At 71.3% G+C, this 17022-nt stretch carries 14 protein-coding genes; 6 read left to right on the top strand and 8 right to left on the bottom strand.

From position 1 onward, the window contains the following. Nucleotides 1-7: 7 nt before the first annotated feature. The 6 genes from ACPT94_RS09315 to ACPT94_RS09290 form a co-directional block, all read right to left on the bottom strand. On the bottom strand, nucleotides 8-1879 hold the full coding sequence (locus tag ACPT94_RS09315) for an ABC transporter ATP-binding protein (protein WP_425245622.1): 1872 nt from the start codon (nucleotides 1877-1879) through the stop codon (nucleotides 8-10). Further along, nucleotides 1876-3762: an ABC transporter ATP-binding protein gene (locus tag ACPT94_RS09310; RefSeq protein WP_360351396.1), complete on the bottom strand. Its 1887-nt coding sequence runs from the start codon at nucleotides 3760-3762 to the stop codon at nucleotides 1876-1878. The genes ACPT94_RS09315 and ACPT94_RS09310 overlap by 4 nt, the downstream gene beginning before the upstream one ends. Before the next feature lie 217 nt (nucleotides 3763-3979). Then, the gene (locus ACPT94_RS09305; RefSeq protein WP_360351399.1) at nucleotides 3980-4483 is read right to left on the bottom strand and encodes an ATP-binding protein; all 504 of its coding nucleotides are present in this window, start codon (nucleotides 4481-4483) and stop codon (nucleotides 3980-3982) included. Between the two features lie 331 nt (nucleotides 4484-4814). Continuing rightward, nucleotides 4815-5582, bottom strand: coding sequence for an enoyl-CoA hydratase/isomerase family protein (locus tag ACPT94_RS09300; protein ID WP_360351402.1), 768 nt, complete (start codon nucleotides 5580-5582; stop codon nucleotides 4815-4817). A gap of 350 nt (nucleotides 5583-5932) precedes the next feature. Further along, nucleotides 5933-7180, bottom strand: a complete 1248-nt coding sequence (locus ACPT94_RS09295) for a L,D-transpeptidase (RefSeq protein ID WP_360349689.1) — start codon at nucleotides 7178-7180, stop codon at nucleotides 5933-5935. A 145-nt stretch (nucleotides 7181-7325) separates the two neighbouring features. Then, nucleotides 7326-8570 (bottom strand): L,D-transpeptidase, encoded by a 1245-nt coding sequence (locus ACPT94_RS09290; RefSeq protein ID WP_425245621.1) that lies wholly within the window; start codon nucleotides 8568-8570, stop codon nucleotides 7326-7328. 152 nt (nucleotides 8571-8722) lie between these two features. On the opposite strand from ACPT94_RS09290, the gene glgX reads away from it, so the two are divergent. From glgX to ACPT94_RS09275, 3 genes are all read left to right on the top strand, one after another. Further along, nucleotides 8723-10972: a glycogen debranching protein GlgX gene (glgX, locus tag ACPT94_RS09285; protein WP_360349694.1), complete on the top strand. Its 2250-nt coding sequence runs from the start codon at nucleotides 8723-8725 to the stop codon at nucleotides 10970-10972. A 99-nt stretch (nucleotides 10973-11071) separates the two neighbouring features. After that, nucleotides 11072-11908, top strand: a complete 837-nt coding sequence (locus ACPT94_RS09280) for a polysaccharide deacetylase family protein (RefSeq protein WP_425245620.1) — start codon at nucleotides 11072-11074, stop codon at nucleotides 11906-11908. Further along, nucleotides 11908-13119 carry a YVTN family beta-propeller repeat protein gene (locus ACPT94_RS09275; protein WP_425245619.1) on the top strand — a complete coding sequence of 404 codons (1212 nt, stop codon included), beginning with the start codon at nucleotides 11908-11910 and terminating at the stop codon, nucleotides 13117-13119. The genes ACPT94_RS09280 and ACPT94_RS09275 overlap by 1 nt, the downstream gene beginning before the upstream one ends. A 28-nt stretch (nucleotides 13120-13147) precedes the next feature. Here the strand turns inward: ACPT94_RS09275 and ACPT94_RS09270 are convergent, their stop codons facing one another. After that, nucleotides 13148-13786 carry a GNAT family N-acetyltransferase gene (locus ACPT94_RS09270; RefSeq protein ID WP_360349703.1) on the bottom strand — a complete coding sequence of 213 codons (639 nt, stop codon included), beginning with the start codon at nucleotides 13784-13786 and terminating at the stop codon, nucleotides 13148-13150. A gap of 57 nt (nucleotides 13787-13843) precedes the next feature. On the opposite strand from ACPT94_RS09270, the gene ACPT94_RS09265 reads away from it, so the two are divergent. The 3 genes from ACPT94_RS09265 (at nucleotide 13844) to ACPT94_RS09255 (ending at nucleotide 15889) form a co-directional block, all read left to right on the top strand. After that, nucleotides 13844-14755 carry a helix-turn-helix domain-containing protein gene (locus ACPT94_RS09265; RefSeq protein ID WP_425245618.1) on the top strand — a complete coding sequence of 304 codons (912 nt, stop codon included), beginning with the start codon at nucleotides 13844-13846 and terminating at the stop codon, nucleotides 14753-14755. Between the two features lie 58 nt (nucleotides 14756-14813). After that, a complete protein-coding gene (locus ACPT94_RS09260; protein WP_360349708.1) occupies nucleotides 14814-15026 on the top strand; it encodes an EF-hand domain-containing protein in 213 nt (70 codons plus the stop codon). A gap of 200 nt (nucleotides 15027-15226) precedes the next feature. Then, nucleotides 15227-15889 carry an NADPH-dependent F420 reductase gene (locus ACPT94_RS09255; RefSeq protein WP_425245617.1) on the top strand — a complete coding sequence of 221 codons (663 nt, stop codon included), beginning with the start codon at nucleotides 15227-15229 and terminating at the stop codon, nucleotides 15887-15889. 227 nt (nucleotides 15890-16116) lie between these two features. Here the strand turns inward: ACPT94_RS09255 and ACPT94_RS09250 are convergent, their stop codons facing one another. Continuing rightward, nucleotides 16117-16659: an MOSC domain-containing protein gene (locus ACPT94_RS09250; RefSeq protein WP_360349714.1), complete on the bottom strand. Its 543-nt coding sequence runs from the start codon at nucleotides 16657-16659 to the stop codon at nucleotides 16117-16119. Nucleotides 16660-17022: the final 363 nt, after the last annotated feature.

Here is a 17022-nt window from a genome sequence, read left to right as displayed (position 1 = left end):
TGGAAGATCACGCCAGACTGTCCCGCCACGCCCGGTGCAGATCCGCGAACCGGCCCGTGCCCGCGATGAGCCCGGCCGGGCTGCCGTCCTCGACGATCCGGCCGTGCTCCATGACGAGCACCCGGTCGGCGATCTCCACGGTCGACAGCCGATGCGCGATCACCACCGCCGTACGGCCCTTGAGGACCGTGGCCATCGCCGCCTGCACGGCCCGCTCGCCCGGGATGTCGAGCGAGCTGGTCGCCTCGTCGAGGATCAGCACCGCCGGGTCGGCGAGCAACGCCCTCGCGAACGCGACCAGTTGGCGCTGCCCGGCGGAGATACGGCCACCCCGCTTGCGTACGTCGGTGTCGTAGCCGTCGGGCAGGGCGCTGATGAACTCGTGCGCGCCGATCGCCTTCGCCGCCCGCTCGATCTCCTCCCGGCTCGCGTCGGGACGCCCGATGGCGATGTTCTCGGCGACCGTGCCGGAGAAGAGGAACGCCTCCTGCGTCACCATGACCACCCCGCGCCGCAGCTCGGGCATCGCGAGGTCGCGCAGGTCGACGCCGTCGAGGAGGACCCGGCCGGCGGTGGGGTCGTAGAAGCGGGCGAGGAGCTTGGCCAGCGTGGACTTGCCGGCGCCGGTGGAGCCGACCACCGCGACCGTCTGCCCGGCCGGCAGGGTGAGGTCGAAGCGGGGCAGCACCTCGCCGCCGGTGCGGTAGCCGAAGCCGACCCCGTCGAACACGACCTCACGGCCCGGGAGTTCGCTCCGGCGGGCCGGAAGCTCGCGCGGCGCCGACGGCTCGGGCACCGACGGCGTCTGCGCGAGCAGGCCCGCGATCTTCTCCAGCGAGGCCGCCGCCGACTGGTAGGAGTTGAGGAACATGCCGAGCCGGTCGATCGGGTCGTACAGCCGCCGCAGGTACAGCACCGCCGCCGCCAGCACCCCCAGCTCCAGCGAGTCGCCCGCCACCCGGTAGGCGCCCCACAGCACGATCCCCGCGACGGCCGTGTTGGCGACCAGCCGCGAACCGGTGACGTACCGCGCCATCTCCAGCAACGCGTCCCCGTTGGTCCGCTCGTGCCGCCGGTTCAGCACCCGGAACTCGGCCTCGTTGACGGCCTCGCGGCGGAACGCGCGCACGGGCCGGATGCCGTTCATCGTCTCGACGAACTTCACGATCACGGCCGCGATGGCGGTGGACCGAGCCCGGTACACCCGCCCGGCGCGCTGCCGGTAGAGCCGTACGAGGAGATACAGCGGCACGAACGACGCCACCGCGACGGCTCCCAGCCCCAGGTCCAGCCAGAGCAGCATCGCCGAGATGTAGAGGAAGGACAGGATGACGGTGACCAGCTCCTGCAGACCCTCGTTGAGGAGCTCGCGCAGGGACTCCACGTCCGTGGTGGAGCGGGAGATGAGCCGGCCCGAGGTGTAGCGCTCGTGGAAGTCGATGCTCAGCGCCTGCGCGTGCCGGAAGATCCGGCCCCGCAGATCCAGCAGCACGTCCTGGTTGACCCGGGCGGAGGCGATCAGGAAGGCGTACTGCAGCCCGCCGGAGGCCAGCGCGCACAGCAGGTATCCGACGGCCACCGCCACCAGCGGCCCGTGGTCGTCGGCCCGGAACGCCGGTACGGCGCGGTCGATGGCGTACGCCACGAGCAGCGGGCCCGCCTGCACGGCCGCCTGCTGGAGCAGCAGCAGGAGCGTGGTGAGGGCGACGCGCGCCCTCATCGGGGCGAGCAGGGAGCGCAGCAGCGCGGCCGTGGCGCCCGGCGGGGTGGGCAGGACGTCCCGGTCGAAGGGGTCGTCGGTGTCCTTCGTGTGGGGGAGGTCCTCCTCGTCGGTGGTGGGGGAGGAGGTGGTGGAAGAGGAGGTGGTGGGGGTGGTCATCGGCGGTCGGCCTCCTGTTCCCCGAAGCGTTCTCCGGACTGTTCCACGAAGCGTTCTCCGGACCGTTCTGCGGACTGTTCTGCGGACTGTTCTCCGGACATGAGGTGGGCGTACTCGGCGTTGTTCCGCAGGAGTTCGTGATGGGTGCCGACGGCGGTGATCCGGCCGCCCGAGAGCAGGGCGACACGGTCGGCGAGCAGCACCGTGGAGGGGCGGTGGGCCACGATCAGGGCGGTGGTGTCGGCGAGGACCTGCCGCAGCGCGGCCTCCACGGCGGCTTCCGTGTGGACGTCCAGCGCGGACAGCGGATCGTCGAGCACGAGGAACCGGGGCCGCCCCACGACGGCCCGCGCGAGCGCGATCCGCTGCCGCTGGCCACCGGACAGACTGAGCCCCTGCTCGCCGACCTGTGTCCGAGCGCCCTGCGGCAACGCGTGCACGAACTCGGCCTGCGCCACGCCCAGCGCCCGCTCCAGCTCGGCGTCCCCGGCATCGTCACGGGCCCCCATGAGCACGTTCTCCCCGACACTCGCGGAGAACAGCGTCGGCTCCTCGAACGCGACGGCCACCATCGCCCGCAGCTCCTCGCGCGACATCCCGGCGATGTCCTCCCCGTCGAGCGTGATCCGCCCGGAGGTCACCTCGTACAACCGGGGAACGAGCGCCGTCAGGGTCGTCTTCCCACTGCCGGTGGCCCCGACGAGAGCCATGGACTCACCGGGCCGGACATGGAGGTCGATCCGGTCGAGGACCGGCGGGGACCCGGGATCGGCATCGGGATACCGGAAGACTACGTTGTCGAAGCGCAGCCCCGCCCGCGTGGCGGCGGGCGCCGGGCCGCGCTCCCCGCCGGCCGGCACCGGCGCCGGTGCTCCGGAACTCCCCGGCTCCTCCGGCTCCGCGTCCATCACCTCGAAGTACCGCTCGGTCGCGGTGGCCGCCTCCTGGCTCATCGCCAGCAGAAAGCCGATCGAGTCCACCGGCCACCGCAACGCGAGCGCCGTGGACAGAAAGGCGACCAGCGTCCCCGCGGACAACTCCCCGTCCGCGACCTGCACCACCCCCAGCACCAACGCCGCCCCGATCGCGACCTCGGGCAGGGTCACGATGACCGCCCAGATCGTCGCCAGCAGCCGGGCCTTGCGCAGCTCCGTCCCCCGCAGCGTCCCCGACAGCTCCCGGAACGCCCGCGCCTGACTGCGATGCCGTCCGAACCCCTTGATGATCCGGATTCCGAGCACGCTCTCCTCGACGACCGTCGTCAGATCCCCCACCTGGTCCTGCGCACGCCGCGCCACGACCGCGTACCGGTGCTCGAAGAGCACGCACATCACCACGACCGGCACGGCCGGCCCGAGGATCACCAGCCCGAGCGTCCAGTCCTGCAGCAGCATGATGACCACGCCGACGAGGATCGTCACCCCGTTGACCAGCAGGAACGTCAGCGGAAAGGCGAGGAACATCCGCAGCAGCATCAGATCGGTGGTGCCCCGGGAGAGCAACTGTCCCGAGGCCCACCGGTCGTGGAAGGCGACCGGCAGCCGCTGCAGATGCCGGTACAGCTCCGCCCGCATCTCCGCCTCGACATGCGACAGCGGCCGCGCCACCAGCCACCGCCGCAGCCCGAACAGCAGCGCCTCCGCGAAGCCCAGCAACAGCAGGTACAGCGCGCCCAGCCAGACCCCCGCCGGGTCCCGGTCGGCGACCGGCCCGTCCACCATCCACTTCAGGACGAGGGGGATCACCAGCCCCGTACAGGAGGCCACGATCGCGACGAAGGCGGCGGTGAACAGCCGCACCCGCACCGGCCGCACATACGGCCACAGGCGCAGCAACGTCCGCACCGCGGAGCGGTCCTTGGTGGTTGCATGTGTCGTCGACATCACCGGCGAGCCTACGGACCGCCACTGACATCGCCCACCGAGTTTCCCCGGACCGGGCTACGGCGTTGGTCCTACGACCTGCGCATTCGGCCATTTGAACCCCTGGGAGCCGGGCGATGTCCTCCTCCGGCGTCCACCGTTCGGCCGATGCCCCTTCGAGCGCGACGGCCGCTGGGCGGGGACGCCCCCGCCGGCCTGCTCGGCGCGGGGCACGCCCTCAGCGGTCGGCGACCCGCATCTCGAACCACGTCGTCTTCCCGCGGGGCAGCAGATCGACCCCCCACCGGTCGGCCAGCTTGTCCACGAGGAACAGCCCCCGGCCGCTGACGTCCATCTCCTGGACCGGCATCAGACAGGGCAGCCCCCGTGAGGGATCGCGGACCTCGACGCGGATCCAGCCGCGCCGGCGGCGCATCCGCAGGCCGAAGACACGGGCGCCGGTGTGGCGGACGGCGTTGCCGACGAGTTCGGAGACGAGCAGGACGGCTTCCTCGGTCATCTTGGGGGTGAGCTGCCACTGACGGAGGATGACGACCTGGGTGAGCCGACGGGCGGTGGCGGCGGACTCGGGGCGGGACGGCAGTGGAACCTCCGCCTCCGTCGGGTTGCCGAACAACTCCAGCGCCTTGAGCGCCCGTTCGTCCTCGACCGCAGGAGACCAGCGTGCCGCGGCCACACGCCCGTGCCCTCGCGGCTGTTCGAAACCCTCCAGCCCCGCCATGCCCCCATCATGGCCGTCCGGGGACTCCTCCGTGGCGGTTCCGGGGGAATAGGCCCCCCGGAATGCCTCATTCCACCCGATTCGGTTGGCATGTGCCAGAGGCGGTTCGGGGCCCGTCAAACCCGCGCTGACCTGCGGAGACGATGCGTCCGAAGGCACTCGGCGGGCTCCCTCGACAAGGCCGGCTCAGGGTCGCTCCAAGGTTCCCATGAACCGCCCCATCGAGGGACGCGAATCAGACACCCCGTCAATTGCAACCTGTTCCACGGAGATTGTGGGAGAGGAGTCTCACACCGACTCACACCGACTCACACGGACGAGGAGTCGAGCCTCAGAGGAACTTCGCCTTCCCCGGCCCCTCCTCCACGAAGCTCCGCATGCCGATCTCGCGGTCGGCGGTCGCGAACAGACCCGCGAACCAGTTCCGTTCGACGGCGAGACCCGTCTCGATGTCCGTCTCCAGACCGGTGTCGATCGACTCCTTCGCCGCCCGCAACGCGATCGCCGGACCCTGCGCCAGCTTCGCCGCCCACGCGTGCGCCTGCGCGTACACCTCGTCCGCCGGGACCACCCGGTCCACCAGGCCCATGGTCAGCGCCTCGTCCGCCTTCACCATCCGGCCCGTGAAGACGAGGTCCTTCGCCTTGGAGGGGCCGATCAGGCGCGAGAGGCGCTGGGTGCCGCCGGCGCCCGGGATCAGGCCGAGCAGGATCTCCGGCTGGCCCAGCTTCGCGTTCTCCGCGGCGATCCGGAAGTCCGCGCACAGCGCCAGCTCGCAGCCGCCGCCCAGCGCGTAGCCGGTCACGGCCGCGACCACCGGCTTGGGGATGCGGGCCACCGCGGTGAAGGACTCCTGCAGGGCCCGGGCGCGCAGGACCATCGCCGTGTGGTCCATGTCCTGCATCTCCTTGATGTCCGCGCCCGCCGCGAACACCTTCTCCCCGCCGTACACCACCACGGCGCGGACGTCGTCACGCCGCCCCGCCTCCTCGGCGAGCTCCTTCAGCCGGTCCTGGGTGGCCACGTCCAGCGCGTTCATGGGCGGGCGGTCGAGACGCAGCGTGCCGACGCCCTCGGCGACTTCGAGATTCACGGTCATGGCAGCAGGTTAACGGCGACTAACGGGGACCGGTTCGGTGCGGTCCGTCACAGTCGGCCGGGGGTCTGGGGGTTGTCCCCCAGGCGGGTGCTGCACGGCGACTAACGGGGGCCGGTTCGGTGCGGTCCGTCACAGTCGGCCGGGGGTCTGGGGGTTGTCCCCCAGGCGGGTGCTGCACGGTGACTAACGGGGACCGGTTCGGTGCGGTCCATCACAGTCGGCCGGGGGTCCGGCCCGCCGCGAAGCGGCAAGGGGACGCAGCGTCCCCCAGGCGGCGCAGCAGGGGGCCGACGACGGTGGGCCCGGTGCCGTCCGTCACGGACAGCGCCGGGCCCACCGTCGAGCGGGACCTACTTCGTCCACTCGGCCCAGGGGATGTTCCAGCCGTTGAGGCCGTTGGCCGGGTCGACGACCGGGTCGGTGGAGTTCTTCACGACCACCACGTCGCCGATCATCGAGTGGTTGAAGAACCACGCGGCCGGCACACCGCTGTCGTAGCCGCCGCGCACATCGCGCAGGCCGATGCAGCCGTGGCTGGCGTTGTAGTTGCCGAAGGCGTCACCGCCCCAGTAGTTGCCGTGCACGAACGTGCCGGAGTTGGTCAGGCGCATGGCGTGCGGGACGTCCTTGATGTCGTACTCGCCGTCGTAGCCGACCGTGTCGCCGTTCATGCGGGTCACCGTGAACTTCTCACTGATGACCATCTGGCCGTTCCAGGTGGCGTAGCCGGGCTTGCCGGTGGTGACCGGGATGGTCTTGACGACCTTGCCCTCCTGCATGACCTTCATCGTGTGCTTCTTGGCGTCCACGACGGACACCTGGTTGCGGCCGATGGTGAAGGAGACCGTCTTGGACTGCTTGCCGTAGACGCCCTTGCGGCCCTCGACGCCGTCGAGGTTCAGCTTCACCGTGACCTTGGTGCCGGCCGCCCAGTACTTCTCGGGACGGAAGTCGAGGCGGTCGTTGCCGAACCAGTGGCCCTGGACGTCCACGGCCGGTTCGGTCTTGATGCTGATGGCCTTCTCCACGTCCTCGGGGTTGGTGATGCCCCGGGTGAAGCGGACCGAGAACGGCATGCCCACGCCGACCGTGGAGCCGTCCTCCGGCGTGAAGTTGCCGACGAAGGTGTTCTCCGGGGTCAGCGTGGTGAAGCTCGCGTCCTCCGCGGCCGTACGGCCCTCGGTGTCCTTCGCGACCGCGTGCACCTGGTACTTGGTGGCGGCGGCCAGGTGCGTGCTCGGCGTCCAGCCGGCGCCGTCCGCGGAGATGGTGCCGGGGACCGCCGTGCCCTTGGTGTCCTTGACGACGACCTCGGTCAGTTTGCCCTTGGCGGCGGTGACCTTGAGGACGCCGCTGGTGTCGACGTCGGTGGCGCCGGTCTTCGGCGCGATGCTGACGACAGCCTCCGACTGCTTGCTCTCCGCGGCGGCGCCGGAGCCCCCCTTGTCCCCGCCCTTCGCGGAACCCGAGTCCGAGTCCCCGCCCCCACCGCAGGCCGTGACCGCCAGCAGTAGCCCTCCGGCGATCAGTGCCAACCGCTTGTTGCGGCCGCGCGAACGGCCGCCAACCGACGCCCCCGATATCGGTCGCACGTTCAAATGAGTTCTCCCCTCCCCCCGGGCCGCTCAGGCCCGCGCGCAGGCACGTCCCCTGCACTGCGCGCATATTAACCTCAAGGTCAACGGCCCTGGCGGCCCCCGATTGTCACCGTTCAGTCCCAACTTCGACCTTGGGAGGAAAGGTTCAGTCCACCGCGCTGCCCGCCTTCCACTCCTCCCAGTCCATGTTCCAGCCTCCGAGGCCGTTGTCGGGAGCCACTTCCTTGTCCTTGCTGTTGACGACCTCGATGACGTCCCCGATGAGACTGCGGTCGAAGAACCAGCCGGCGGGCGTGTCCGAGCTGCCGCCCCTCACGTCCCTGAGGCCCACGCAACCGTGGGTGAGGTTGCGCCGCCCGAAGGCGTCCGCCGACAGCCAGTAGTTGCCGTGCAGGAAGGTGCCCGAGTCGGTCAGCCGCATGGCGTGCGGCACGTCCGGGACGTCGTACTCGGCCTTGCCGTCCTTCTTGGTGAAGCCGACCGTGGCGCCGTTCATCCGGGTCAGCTCGTGCATCTCGGTCATCACCATCTTCCCGTTGTACGTCGTCGTCTTGGGCGCACCGGCGGTGATGGGCAAGGTGGCGATCAGCTCACTGCCGCGCCACACCTTCATCGTGTGCTGGGCGACGTCGACGAGGGAGACCTGGTGACGGCCGACGGTGAAGGAGAACGTCTTGTACTGCAGGCCGTACACACCGGGCGCGCCCTCGACGTCCCGCAACCGCAGGGCGACGGTGACCACGGTGCCGGGCCGCCAGTACTCCGCGGGGCGGAAGTCGAGGCGGTCGTCGCCGAACCAGTGCGGCCGGACCTCGACGGCCGGCCTGGACGTCACCTGGATCGCGCGCTCCACGGCCGCGCGGTTCTCGATCTCCCGGTTGAACTCCAGGGAAACGATCATCCCGGTGCCGACGGTGGACCGGTTCTCGGGCGAGACGTATCCGATGAAGCGCTGCTCGGGGACGTCCGTGGTGAAGGTGGCGTGGCGGGCCGAGCGCCGGCCGTCACCGTCGAGGGCCACCACGTCGATCGTGTAACGGGCGGCGAGCGCGAGCCGCTTGTCGTCCGGACTCCAGCTCCGCCCGTCCGCGGAGATCCGGCCCCGCACCACGCTGTCCTGCGCGTCCTGCGACTTGACGACCTTCACCGACTCCAGCCGCCCGTCGGGCACCCGCACCGTGAGCCCCTTCTCCGGCCGCACCTCCTTCGTACCGTCCTCCGGCGTGATGCGGATGACGTCCTCGGGCGCCGGCGGTTTCCCGAGCACCCGGTCCAGCCCACCGCGTCCGTCCCCGGTGCAGCCGGCGGCTCCCGCCAGCAGCCCTGCCCATGTCAGTACGGCGGCCAACACGGCCCCCGCGCGCCGTGCGCGCCGTTGTACGTGCCTCACACGGTGCCCAACGACGGCCCCGCTCCGGGGAAACGTGAGTGCGAGGCACGCTCTGGGCAGAACAGGGGGGAGGACGACGCTACGGGGAGCCGCGGCCGGGACGCCGTTTGCCCTTGGCCGGCGTCGTGCCATGAGCCGCGGGAGGCGGAACGGTGTCCAGCGCAGCCGAGCAGGAGACGGTGGCCAAGGAGCGCACGGCTGCCTCCGCCGTCGTGAACGGGGCACAGCGCAGGACGCCGGGCGTGCCCGTGTGGCCGGGCGCGCCCACACCGCTCGGCGCCCGCTTCCGGGTCGGCCCGGACGGCGTCGCGGGCACCAACTTCGCGCTGTGGGCGGGCGGCGCGGAGGCGGTCGAGCTGTGCCTCTTCGACGAGCACGGCCGGGAGACCCGCGCCCGGCTCACCGAGCTCACCCACGAGATCTGGCACGGCTTCATCCCCGGCGTGATGCCCGGCCAGCGCTACGGCTACCGGGTGCACGGCCGCTGGGACCCCTGGACCGGCAGCCGCTGGAACCCGGCGAAGCTGCTCCTCGACCCGTACGCCCGTGCCGTCGACGGCGCCAAAGGGAATGACTACAGCACCCTGCCGCCCGAGGTGTACGGGCACGTCCGTGACTGGCCCCAGCAGCAGGTCGCGGACACCGTGCGCGACGAACGGGACTCGGCGCCGTACGTCCCGAAGGGCGTCGTCGTCCACGACGACGACGACTGGGCGGACGACCGCCGCCCCAAGACGCCGTGGGCGGACTCGGTCATCTACGAGCTGCACGTGCGCGGCTTCACCCGGCTCCACCCGGGGATCCCGGAGGAACTGCGGGGCACCTACGCCGGTCTGGCGCACCCGGCGGCGATCGAGCACCTGGTGAAGCTGGGCGTCACGGCGGTGGAGCTGCTGCCGGTGCACCAGTTCGCCCACGAGGACCACCTGCTGCGCAAGGGGCTGCGCAACTACTGGGGCTACAACTCCATCGGCTACTTCGCCCCGCACGCCGCCTACGCCTCCTCCGGGACGACCGGCCAGCAGGTCGGCGAGTTCAAACGGATGGTGCGCGCGCTGCACGCCGCCGGGATCGAGGTCATCCTCGACGTGGTCTACAACCACACGGCGGAGGCCGGCGAGCTCGGGCCCATGCTGTCGCTGAAGGGCATCGACAACCGGGGGTACTACCGGCTGCAGCCGGACGCCCGCAGGTACGCCGACTACACGGGCTGCGGCAACACCCTGCACGTGGTCCAGCCGCACGTCCTGCGCCTGATCACCGACTCACTGCGGTACTGGGTGACGGAGATGGGGGTGGACGGCTTCCGCTTCGACCTGGCGGCGGCGCTGGCGCGCTCGATGCACGACGTGGACATGCTGTCCCCGTTCCTCGCGGTCATCGCGCAGGACCCGGTCCTGCGACGGGTGAAGCTGATCGCCGAGCCGTGGGACGTGGGCTCCGGCGGTTACCAGGTGGGCGCCTTCCCACCCCTGTGGACGGAGTGGAACGACCGCTACCGCAACGCCGTACGGGACTTCTGGCGCCACGCGCTGCCCGACGTCCGGGAGATGGGGTACCGGCTGTCGGGTTCGAGCGACCTGTACGCGTGGGGCGGGCGGCGGCCGTACGCGTCGGTCAATTTCGTCACGGCGCACGACGGTTTCACCCTGCGCGACCTGGTGTCCTACGAGCGCAAGCACAACGAGGCCAACGGCGAGGGCAACCGGGACGGCACGGACGACAACCGGTCCTGGAACTGCGGCGCGGAGGGGGAGACGGACGACGAGCGGGTCGGGGCGCTGCGCCGACGCCAGCTGCGCAACCTCATGACGACGTTGTTGCTGTCGACGGGGGTGCCGATGCTGGTCGCGGGGGACGAGATGGGGCGGACCCAGCGGGGGAACAACAACGCGTACTGCCAGGACAACGAGATCGGGTGGGTGGACTGGGGGCTGCTGGAGGAACCGGGCTGGAAGGCCCTGTTCGATCTGACGTCCCGTCTCATAGCCCTGCGTCACCGCCACCCCGTGCTCCGCCGCCGGGCGTTCTTCTCCGGGCGGGCGCACTCGGCGGACGGGCTGCGGGACCTGGCCTGGTTCACGGCGCGGGGCACCGAGATGACGGAAGGGGACTGGTACGCGCCCGCCGCGACGCTGGGGATGTACCTGTCCGGGCGGGACATCCCGGGGCGGGACGAGCGGGGGGCGCCGATCACGGACGACAGCTTCCTGGCCGTCCTGCACGCGGGGGACCGTCCGGTGAGCTTCGTGCTGCCGGGGCCGCCGTGGGCGGAGCGGTACGAGGTGGTCGTCGACACGTCGAGGGAGGAGCAGGGGGAGGCGCCGGGGGTGACGCATCGGGCGGGGGCGGCGGTGACGGTGCCGGCTCGGGCGGTGGTGCTGCTTCGGGTGGCGGGGTAGGGGCGGCGGGGGCGAAAACCCCTCTGTTCTCGACGCCCCTGTCGGCGTCAACCGAGTGAATGGCCTGTTTTTCCACCTATTGCCCCTTAAATGGTGCGGGTGACCTCAACCGACCGCCGTGCCGCGCTACGGGCGGCAGCCGGGATCGTCGCGGGGAGCGCGTTCACGGCCGCGTGCACCCCGGCCGGTCCCGCTCCCGACACCCCCGCCCGCCCCGTCCCCGCTTCCGAGGAGCCCACCGCCCACGAGCCCACCTCCCACGCCCCCACCTCCGCTTCCCGAACCCCGCCCGCCGCCGTCCCCCGGCCCGCCGCCACCCCCCGCGCCTACCCCCACCAGCCCACCCACATCACCCACGGCCCCCGCGACCACCCCCGCGTCGCCCTCACCTTCCACGGCCAGGGTGACCCCGCCCTCGCCCGCGCCCTCCTCGACGAGGCCGAGCGGCACGGCGCCCGCGTCACCGTGCTGGCCGTCGGCACCTGGCTCGAGGCGCACCCGGGCATGGCCCGCCGCATCCTCGACGGCGGCCACGACCTCGGCAACCACACCCACCGCCACGTCGACATCAACGCCCTGCCCGAGGCGGAGGCGGAGCGGGAGATCGTCGCCTGCGCACAGCGGCTGCGCGGGCTCACCGGCTCCATCGGCACCTGGTTCCGTCCCTCCCGAGCGGTCCGGGCCTCGCCGGCCGTCGCGGCCCTGGCCCGCCGTACCGGCTACCCGCACGTCCTCTCGTACGACGTCGACTCGCTCGACTTCACGTCGCCCGGCGGCCCCGCCGTCGCCCGCACGGTCCTCGGCGGGATCCGCAACGGGTCCGTCGTGAGCCTGCACTTCGGGTACGCGGACACGGTCGCCGCGCTCCCCGCCGTCCTGGCCGAACTCCACCGCCGCGGACTGCGCGCGGTCACCACCACGGAGCTGCTCAGCTGATGCACCGCTACCCGCACCGCAACCTCGTGACAGGCACCCTGCTCGCCGGTGCCGCCCTCGCCGTCCTCGCCGCCTGCGGCACCGGGCCCAGGGGCGGCACGGCCAAGGACACCGAGGCCACGGGGGCCACCGCGGCCACCAAGGGCGCGGCCCCGGCCCCGGCGAAGAAGCCGACCGTCCCGGGCCTGCCCGGCATGCCCCCCGTCCTCGACCCCAAGGACGTCTACGCCGCCGACCGACCGGGCCGGCTCTCCCCGGTGGTCAAGGACTTCCCGTCGCGGGTCTACGTCCCCAACACCGAGTCCGACACGGTCACCGTCATCGACCCGAAGACGTACAAGGTGATCGAGACCCTCCAGGTCGGCCGCCAGCCCCAGCACGTCGTCCCGTCCTGGGACCTGAAGACCCTCTGGGTCAACAACAACCGCGGCCACACCCTCACCCCGATCGACCCCAGGACCGGCAGGGCGGGCGAGGAGGTGGAGGTGCACGACCCGTACAACCTCTACTTCACGCCCAACGGCAAGTACGCCGTCGTCATGGCCTCCCTCGACCGCGAACTCGTCTTCCGCGATCCGCACACCATGAAGCGGCTCAGGACCGAACCGGTCACCTGCTACGGCGTCAACCACGCCGACTTCTCCCCGGACGGCCGGTACTTCATCGTCTCCTGCGAGTTCAGCGGCGAACTGCTCAAGGTCGACACCGAGAAGATGAAGGTCGTCGGCCAGCAGAAGCTCCCCTTCGAGGGCGCCATGCCGCAGGACGTGAAGATCTCGCCGGACGGGAAGCGGTTCTACATCGCGGACATGATGGCCGACGGCATGTGGGTCCTGGACGGCGACAAGTTCACCGAGCCCGCCTTCCTGCCCACCGGCAAGGGCTGCCACGGCCTCTACGTCAGCCGCGACTCCCGCGAGATGTACGTCTCCAACCGCGGCGAGGGCTCCGTGTCCGTCTTCGACTTCACCCAGAACAAGCTCACCAAGAAGTGGCACCTCCCCGACGGCGGCAGCCCCGACATGGGCGGCGTCTCGGCCGACGGCAAGGTCCTGTGGCTGTCGGGGCGCTACGACGCCGAGGTGTACGCCATCGACACCCGCACCGGCGAGCAGATCGCCCGCATCCCGGTCGGCAGCGGACCGCACGGCCTCGCCGTCTACCCGCAGCCGGGCCGCTACTCGCTCGGCCACACGGGCATCTTCCGCTGATCCCCCGGCGCACAGGCGCCGATCCGGCTCACGGGCGGGCGGTCAGCAGCGCCTCCGCCCCCACCGGGACGTACCCCGCCGCCTGGAACGCCCGCATGCTGCGGGCGTTCCCCGGTGTGACCTGCGCCCACAGCGGCTCGGCGACGAGATGCCGGGCCGCGGTCACCAGCGACCGCCCCAGCCCCCGGTGCCGTACGCTCTCGTCCACCTCGACCGACACCTCCAGCCGGCCGGCGATGCCGCGCCCCAGCGTCAGCACCCCGCCCTCCGCCTTCCAGACCCGCACGTCGTCGCGTCGCCGGCGGGCGTAGACCACGCGGGGATGCCCGGCGTCCTCGATCTCCTCCAGCGCGAGCGGCGGCTCACCCGGCAGCGGGGAGCCGACCAGGACGGCGTCGACGGTCTCGCAGGTGCGCCCCGTGCGCTCCAGGAAGGCCGCCAGGAACAGCGGGTTCATGGTCGCGGCCAGCGCGTCGCACCGCATCGACGCCAGCGTCTCGTGCACCCACCGCGGGTCCTCGTCGGTGAAGACGACGGAGTGCGCGGTGAACGAGAGCACGCCCGCGTCACGGAAGGACGCCTGGGGCACCACCGTCGTACCGCCGTCCGCCGGCGGGAAGACGCCCCGCGCCGCCGCGTCGAGAATGTCCCGCAAGGTCTCCGCCACGACGGGCTCCCCCCGCTCCTTGAGTCTCCACCCACTGGAAGGCCCAGACTCACACACATGATCGATCACGGCACCGGACTTTTCACCATCGGCGAGCTGGCGCGGGCCACCGGACTGACCGTGCGCACCATCCGCTACTGGTCCGACGAGGGTGTCCTGCACCCGGTGACCCGCTCGGCCGGCGGCTACCGGCTCTACGACGCCGAGTCCGTCGCCCGCCTGGAGCTGATCCGCACGCTGCGCGAGCTGGGCCTCGGTCTGGAGGACGTACGCAAGGTGCTGGCGGGGGAGCGGACGGTGGCCGAGGTCGCGGCCACGCACGTGGCGGCCCTGGACGCGCGGATCCGATCGCTGAAGGTGACGAGGGCGGTGCTGTCGACCGTGGCGAAACGTGGTTCCGGCGCAGAGGAGACGACGCTCATGAACAGACTGGCGCGACTGTCCGCCGCCGAACGGCAGCGGATCATGGAGGAGTTCGTGGAGGAGACGCTGCACGGGCTCGACACCGTTGACCCGGAGATCCGGGAGCGGATGCGGCGTACCGCGATCGACCTCTCGGACGACCCGACGCCGGAGCAGGCCGACGCCTGGCTGGAGCTGGCCGAGATGCTCCAGGATCCGGAGTTCCGGGCGCAGATGCGCAGGGCGGCCGAGTTCAACGCCGCCGACCGGACGCCCGAGGCTTCGCGCGGGCAGGCACAGTGGTTCGCCAGGCGCCTGGTGGACCTGGTGGGCCCGGCGCGCGAGCGGGGCATCGCCCCGGAGGCGCCCGAGGCGGAGGAGGTGCTGCGGGAACTGTTCGGGGACGCCGACCGGGCCGCCGTGCTGGAGCGCATGACGGCGGGGTTCAACGACCGCGTCGCCCGCTACCGCGAACTGCTCGCCGTCGTGAACCGGCAGGCCGCGCCCCCGCACGCCGAGGACTTCGCCTGGGTGGTCACCGCACTGAGGGCTCGAGCGGGCAGCTAATCTGACCCCCGTCAGTTAGGCGCCAAAGCAGGAAAAGCACGAGATGAGGGGCGGATCGGTGGCGGACATCGAAGAAGCACGCAAGCAGTTCCAGCGGATCGACACGGACGGTGACGGCTTCATCACCGCCGCCGAGTTCAAGACCGCCCTCGCCCAGGAGGGCGACTGGAACGTCACCGAGTCGGTCGCCGAGGCCGTCATCAAGACCCGCGACCTGAACGGGGACAAGGTCCTGTCGTTCGACGAGTTCTGGTCGTACCTGAACAAGTGACGCACGCGGAAGGGGCGCCCGGCGTGTGCCGCCGGGCGCCCCTTCCGGCTCACGCACGGGCGGGATCGTCGTACGGATCCGACGGGTCTGAAGCCCACCTATGAGGGGAACCGGTCAGGAACAACCCGCGGGGGCGCCGGGTTGAAGGTGACGAAAGCATGCGTGTGCATGGATCTGAACCGGAAGGACAGGGGCCTGTCATGAAGATCGGCATCATCGGCGCGGGCAACATCGGCGGCAACCTCACCCGACGGCTCACCGCCCTCGGCCACGAGGTCTCCGTCGCCAACTCCCGCGGCCCGCACACCCTCACGGCCCTGGCCGAGGAGACGGGCGCGACCCCGGTCAGGGTGGAGGAGGCGGCACGCGGGGCGGAGATCGTCGTCGTCACGGTCCCCCTGAAGGCGGTCCCGGACCTGCCTTCGGGCCTCCTGGACGGCGCGGCCGAGGATGTGGCCGTCATCGACACGGGCAACTACTACCCCCGTCAGCGCGACGGCAGGATCGCCGCGATCGAGGACGAGGGCCTCACCGAGAGCCGCTGGACGGAACGCCACATCGGTCACCCGGTGGTCAAGGCCTTCAACGGCACCTACGCCCAGGACATCCTGGACCGCCCCCGCCCGGCCGACGCCCCCGACCGCATCGCCCTGCCCGTGGCCGGCGACGACGAGGCCGCGAAGGCGAAGGTCCGCGCCCTCATCGACGAGCTCGGCTTCGACACCGTCGACGCGGGCGGCATCGACGACTCCTGGCGCCAGCAGCCCGACACCCCCGTCTACGGCCTGCGCGCCGGCGCCGCCGAAGTCACCAAGGCCCTCGCGGAGGCAAGCCCGGAGCGCACGGCGGACTTCCGCGGCTAGGGCCTGTCGCGAAAGTGGCGCCTGCCGCGCGACGCCCGGCACGCTCCCCCACTGCCTGAAGGGCGTGGGCGGTGCCCCCACTCGCCGCACCGCCCGAAAGCCCGAGTACGCCCAGTACGAGGGCTTCCGGGCGGCACGCCGAGAGCACGCACCCACGGCGACATCAGCCGCTCCGCGGCGGGCGCGCGGCCGCCCTTCGGGCGACGACGCCACTTTCGCAACCGGCCCTAGACGATCCGCAGAGGCTGGTGCGCCCCGGTCGGCAGTTCGACGGTGATCGGGTCACCGGGCCGCACCACGCCCCCGGTCAGTACGACGCTCATGATCCCGGACCTGAACGCCGGCCGGCCGGCCGCGTCACGCCCGACGACCTCCTTCATCAGCCCCTTCTGGAAACGGTCGATCTGCGCACAGGGATTGCGCAGCCCGGTCACCTCGACCACGGCCCGGTCCCCCAGCCTGAGCCGGGCGCCCACCGGCAGCCCCAGCAGATCGACTCCCCGGGTCGTCACGTTCTCCCCGAGCTCCCCGGCCCGCACCTCGAACCCGGCCTCCCGCACCTCGTCGAACAACTCCTCGTGGATGAGGTGCACCTGCCGAAGATTCGGCTGTGAGGGATCCTTCTCCATCCGGAACCGGTGCTTCACCGTCGCCCCGGCGTGCACGTCCCCCTCCACGCCGAGCCCGGCGATCAGGGTGATGCTGTCGCGGTTGGGCTTGGTGAAGCTGTAGGTGCCGTTACTGCTGACGGCGGTGACCGAGCCACCCATGGGAAAGCCCCCTCTTCCTGTCGCTCGCGACCCGGCGCTCGATGATGTGACCGTCGGCCCGCCCCGGCCGTCTCCTTGTGTTCCACACTCAAGGGGTCGGCTTGATCATGACGCTGACATGGTATTTCCTGTAGATGATCATGTTTGTTCCGTGGCTGGTCCACTGCCGGCGGCGAGGGAGGCGCCGGAGGTCGGCGGCGCTGTTGCTGTGAGCTATGTCACAGAACCCGTTTGTCCCGTCCTGCGGCATCCGGATGTTTTCACCCCCCTAAATCCGCCCGGCGAATCGGCTGATTGCGCTCTACGCTCGCCCTCACTCGAACCACACGACTTGTTCACATTTCCCGGTCTGACCAACCGGGG

The organism is Streptomyces aurantiaciflavus (assembly GCF_049808595.1).
GTDB lineage: Bacteria > Actinomycetota > Actinomycetes > Streptomycetales > Streptomycetaceae > Streptomyces.
Note: the sequence above shows the minus strand (reverse complement) of the source record. Positions and strands in the feature narration are given on the sequence as shown.